The 4,979-nt window shown below is 65.3% G+C and carries 5 protein-coding genes; 3 read left to right on the forward strand and 2 right to left on the reverse strand.

All coding sequences use genetic code 11. From position 1 onward, the window contains the following. Both ACYP33_RS19760 and lepB read right to left on the reverse strand, forming a co-directional pair. A partial coding sequence (locus ACYP33_RS19760; RefSeq protein ID WP_459623487.1) for an NINE protein occupies window positions 1-185 on the reverse strand: 185 nt, incomplete at its 3' end. Window positions 186-914: 729 nt separating this feature from the next. Further along, window positions 915-1,601: a signal peptidase I gene (gene lepB, locus ACYP33_RS19765; RefSeq protein WP_459623489.1), complete on the reverse strand. Its 687-nt coding sequence runs from the start codon at window positions 1,599-1,601 to the stop codon at window positions 915-917. Between the two features lie 213 nt (window positions 1,602-1,814). On the opposite strand from lepB, the gene fae reads away from it, so the two are divergent. The 3 genes from fae (at window position 1,815) to ACYP33_RS19780 (ending at window position 4,947) form a co-directional block, all read left to right on the forward strand. Then, window positions 1,815-2,339, forward strand: coding sequence for a formaldehyde-activating enzyme (fae, locus tag ACYP33_RS19770; RefSeq protein ID WP_414440286.1), 525 nt, complete (start codon window positions 1,815-1,817; stop codon window positions 2,337-2,339). Between the two features lie 80 nt (window positions 2,340-2,419). Continuing rightward, window positions 2,420-3,466: an aldo/keto reductase gene (locus ACYP33_RS19775; protein ID WP_414440285.1), complete on the forward strand. Its 1,047-nt coding sequence runs from the start codon at window positions 2,420-2,422 to the stop codon at window positions 3,464-3,466. A 32-nt stretch (window positions 3,467-3,498) separates the two neighbouring features. Next, the gene (locus tag ACYP33_RS19780) at window positions 3,499-4,947 is read left to right on the forward strand and encodes an NAD-dependent succinate-semialdehyde dehydrogenase (RefSeq protein ID WP_459623491.1); all 1,449 of its coding nucleotides are present in this window, start codon (window positions 3,499-3,501) and stop codon (window positions 4,945-4,947) included. Window positions 4,948-4,979: the final 32 nt, after the last annotated feature.

The following is a 4,979-nucleotide window of genomic DNA, read 5'->3' on the forward strand; positions in this document are numbered from 1 at the left end:
TTGTCCTTGAAATTGCCGCAAGCCATGATGATCAGGTCGATGAGTGTCCAGATGCCGAGGCCGCCGAGCGTCAGCAGCATCAGGATGCCGGTGCCGATCTTGCCGACATAGAAACGGTGAAAGCCGAGGCTGCCGAGAAACAGGCACATCAGAAATGCGGGAAGCAGACGCTTTTCAGTATTCATGGTTTGACTTGAATGGTCGGTTGACGAAACAAAAGGCCGGCAATGCCGGATCGGAGAAAATCGGAAAATTCGAAGCGAAGATAAACGGCGCAGACGCATCGAAATTGAAAACGATTTCGATGTAGCGCTATGTTCGATGGGTTTTTTTTGGACCGAATCGGAACGTATCGTTCGATATGCGTTTCCCGATGATTTCGTCATGCCACACGGCTATGGCTTGCCCTTCCCCTCAGAATGTTTTTGTCTTTCAGGATGCCCGGCTGTCGCGCGGCATCGCTTGTTTCAGGCACCCAACTCGATCCCTGTTTAAGGGAGGGCGTTGAATTGCCGGCGCCAGAGTTTGAGCGCCGGATTATCGAGCAAGCTGACTGTAATCGTCAAGCGTGTAATTTTGAGATCGTCTTCGCCGCCGGAACCCGCAGTCATCGTTGAACGAACAGAGGATGTTTGACTGATAGTGATGAAGTGCTCGTTCGAATTCGAACGGGCCGTTTACCGGCAGCAAAATATTGAAGACAGCCGCGATATTGGACAGCACAGATGAGTGATTTGCCGAGTGCTCACGCAAGCTCGGATTTGTGATGGCGATTTATGCGATCAGCGAATTAGGCGTTCGCGCCGATTCCCCTACGCTCGATGGCAGCGTGCTCGATTCGATCGATTGCCGAATCCGCGCACGCTTGAATAAGCGCTTGCGCCTCGCACACCGCCATCCCATCCCCAATCCATTCAACCCAGCGGCGCATCGAGCTTGCGCCCGAAGCGGTCGAGCCTCGGCAGATAGTCGCGCTCCGGATCGAGCGAGAACGCCACGCGGCGCGCGCGGCCCATGATCTCGTCGCGCGGGAAGAAGCCGAAGTAGCGCGAATCGGCGCTGTTGTCGCGATTGTCGCCGAGCATCAGGTACTGGCCGGGCGGCACCACGATCGGTGCGAACGAATCGCGCGGGCTCGGCGCGTCGGGCGAGAGCCGCACCGTGTGCGCGGGGCCGCCGATCTTCTCGGCCAGGTATTCGCCGGGCGAGCCGGCATCGCTGCGCAGCAGGTTCGCGCCCACCGGCCGGTAGCTCGCCGGCTTGCCGTTGATGATCAGCACGTTGTCGCGCATCGCGATGGTGTCGCCGGGCAGGCCGATCAGGCGCTTGACGAGCAGCTCGTGCGCGGCCGCCGAATCGATCGTGACGATGTCGCCGCGCTGCGGGTCGTGCAGATGCGCGAGGCGGATATGCGTGAACGGCACGCGCACGTCGTAGGCGAGCTTGTCGACCAGGATGCGGTCGCCGATCCGGATGGTCGGCAGCATCGAGCCGCTCGGCACCACGTCCCAGTCGGCCACCGCGCTGCGGAAAACCACCATCAACAGCAGGAAGGCGATGAATCCCTTGTTGGCTTTCCAAAGCCTGACAATCGTGCGCATGGTCGTGTGAGCCGCCGTCGCGGCGCGGGTTTGATGTAGCCGGACTATACCCGAAGCGGCTTTCCGGGCGCGTCGCCGCCGCCACCACCGGCCATCGGTAGTCCCCCGGATATGACGCCGACTCATAGCCGCCGATCAGGAAACATCGCTTCATGCACGGCGAGGGCGCTGCCGATAATCGGCGCACTTCAAACTGATCGACGAGACACCGCAATGACCGCACCCTCCCGCAAGTCGCTCTATATCGGCGAAGGCTTCGAAGGCCCCGGCGTGAACCTGGCGCACATCAACGTGCTGATCGGCCCGCGCGAAGGCCCGGCCGGCCAGGCGTTCTCGACCGCGCTGGCGACGCCGTCGGCGGGCCATGCGCCGTTCGTCGTGATTGCGCAGCCGGGCGTGCCGACCAAGCCGCTCACGCTCTATGTGAACAAGGCGCAGATCGGTAGCGATTTCCACGGCAACGCCACCTGGGGCGCGTCGCAGGCCGGCATCGCCAAGGCTGTGGCCGAGGCGCTGGAGCAGGGCACGCTGCCGCCCGAAGCCGAAAACGACTGGGTGGTGGTGACGGCGAACTGGGTGAACCCGCAAACCGACAACCTCGACGCCGTGTTCGAGAACAACTACCGCGCCTGCCGCAACGCGATCGTCGCGGCGATGGAAGGCCTGCCGAACCGCGACACGGTGTTCGCCGCCGCACGCGCGGTGTCGAACCCGTTCTACACGCCGAAGCAGGGCTGAACGCGCGCCCCGTTCCTACGCATCCCTTATCAAGACGACAGACAGCACGCGGCCGACCCGAGCCGCCCCCTGGAGGAAACATGGAATACGTCCGCCTCGGCCAGTCCGGCCTGAAGGTCTCCCGCCTGTGCCTCGGCACGATGAACATGGGCACGCCGCAATGGAAGCCGTGGATTTTCGACGAGGCCCAAAGCGAGCCGATCGTGCGCCGCGCGCTGGATGCCGGCGTCAACTTCATCGACCTGGCCGATTTCTACTCGACCGGCGTGGGCGAGGAAGTGGTGGGCCGCATCCTGAAGCGCACCGCGCGTCGCGAGGAAATCGTGGTGACCACCAAGGTGGGCTATGACATGGGCGCTTACCCGAACGCGGGCGGCCATTCCCGCAAGCACATCTTCGACGGCATCGACGGCTCGCTCAAGCGCCTCGACATGGATTACCTCGATATCTACATGCTGCATTTCTTCGACGTGAACACGCCCGTCGAGGAAACCATGAGCGCGATGAACGATATCGTGCGCGCGGGCAAGGCGCGCTATATCGGCGTGTCGACCATGTACACGTGGCAGTTCGCGAAGATCATGCAGGCGTGCGAGCGCAACGGCTGGGCCAAGCCGATCAACATGCAGTTGCAACTGAACCTGGCCTATCGCGAGGAAGAGCGCGAGATGGTGCCGTATTGCCAGGACCAGGGCGTGGGCGTGTCGGTGTTCAGCCCGCTCGCGCGCGGCCTGCTGACCTGCGATGCGCAATCCACGCGCAACCAGACCGATTTCTTCACGGCGCAGATGTACGGCGACCCGGCCTCGCTGGCCGTGGCGCAATCGGTGGCCGCCGTGGCGCGCCGCCGCGGCGTCGCGCCGGCGCAGGTCGCGCAGGCCTGGGTGCTGGGCCGCCCCGGCGTGTCGAGCATGCTGGTGGGCGCCGATTCGGTGGCGCAGTTCGACAGCGCGCTGGCCGCGCTCGATACCCGGCTCGATGCCGAGGAACTGTACGAGCTGGAGCGCAACTACACGCCGTGCGACCTGATCAACGACTACACGGCGGGCCGCCGCATCGCGCGCGAATCGCGCCCGGCGCAGGGCGAATTCGCCGGCGATTTCTCTTCGGTGCCTGAAGCCGCCTGAGGCGCCCTGCCCATTCATAAGGAATCGGAACGATGAGCGAATTTCTGAAGCGCGGCCACTACATTGGCGGCGAATGGCATGAAGCGGCGCCGGGCGAGGCCGCCTACGCGGTGCTGAACCCCGCCACCGGCGAGACCATCGTGCAGGTGGCGCGCGGCGGCGAGGCCGAAACACGGCAGGCGATCGCCGCCGCCGAACGCGCGTGGCCGGCCTGGCGCGCGCTGACCGCCAAGGAGCGTGGCGCGCGCGTCAAGCGCTGGGGCGAACTGATGCTCCAACACCGCGACGTGCTGGCCGAGCTGCTCACGCGCGAGCAGGGCAAGCCGCTGGCCGAGGCGAAGGGCGAGGTGGGCTACGCCGCCAGCTTCTTCGAATGGTTCGCCGAGGAAGCGAAGCGCATGTACGGCGACGTGATCCCGAGCCCGAAGCCGAACTCGCAGATCATCGTGACCAAGGAGCCGGTGGGCGTGGTGGCCGCCATCACGCCGTGGAATTTCCCGCTCGCGATGATCACCCGCAAGGCCGGCCCCGCGCTGGCGGCCGGCTGCACGATGGTGCTGAAGCCGTCGGAGGAAACGCCGCTGTCGGCGTTCGCGCTGGCGGTGCTGGCCGAGCGCGCCGGCATCCCGGCCGGGGTGTTCAACGTGGTGTCGGGCGACGCGGTGGCGATCGGCGGTGTGCTGACGGCCTCGCCGGTGGTGCGCAAGCTGTCGTTTACCGGCTCGACGCGGGTCGGCAAGTTGCTCGCGCAACAATCGGCCGATACGCTCAAGAAGCTGTCGCTGGAGCTGGGCGGCAACGCGCCGTTCATCGTGTTCGACGATGCCGATCTCGATGCCGCCGTGGAAGGCGCGATGGCGTCGAAGTTCCGCAACACCGGGCAGACCTGCGTGTGCGTGAACCGCTTCCTGGTGCAGGACGGCGTGTACGACGCGTTCACCGCCAAGCTGGCCGACGCGGTGCGCAAGCTGCGGGTGGGCAACGCGCTGGCGGGCGAGGTCGATCAAGGCCCGCTGATCAACGCCGCCGCGCTCGACAAGGTCGAGCGCCACGTGGCCGACGCCACCGGCCACGGCGCGCGGGCGTTGACGGGCGGCCGCCGCCATGCGCTCGGCGGCACGTTCTACGAGCCCACGGTGCTGGCCGACGTGGCCGCCAACGCGCTGATCGCCGAGGAGGAAACCTTCGGCCCGGTGGCGGCGTGCTTCCGGTTCGCTACGGAGGACGAAGCGATCGCCGCGGCCAACGACACGCCGTTCGGGCTGTCCGCGTATTTCTACACGCGCGACCTGGGCCGCGCCTGGCGCGTGTCGGCCGCGCTCGAAAGCGGCATGGTCGGCATCAACGACGGGATCATCTCGACCGAGGTGGCGCCGTTCGGCGGCGTCAAGCAATCGGGCCTCGGCCGCGAGGGCTCCAAATACGGCATGGATGAATACGTCGAATTGAAATATCTGATGATGGCCGGACTCGGCCGATGAACCGCCGGCGGGCGGCCGTGCCTGCGGGCGCG

The sequence above is a fragment of the Burkholderia sp. 3C genome (genome assembly GCF_054589155.1).

Coding starts and splice junctions, on each gene's coding strand:
- ACYP33_RS19775 (WP_414440285.1), top strand. CDS start 2,420: ATGGAATACGTCCGCCTCGGCCAGTCCGGCCTGAAGGTCTCCCGCCTG.
- ACYP33_RS19780 (WP_459623491.1), top strand. CDS start 3,499: ATGAGCGAATTTCTGAAGCGCGGCCACTACATTGGCGGCGAATGGCAT.
- fae (WP_414440286.1), top strand. CDS start 1,815: ATGACCGCACCCTCCCGCAAGTCGCTCTATATCGGCGAAGGCTTCGAA.
- lepB (WP_459623489.1), bottom strand. CDS start 1,601: ATGCGCACGATTGTCAGGCTTTGGAAAGCCAACAAGGGATTCATCGCC.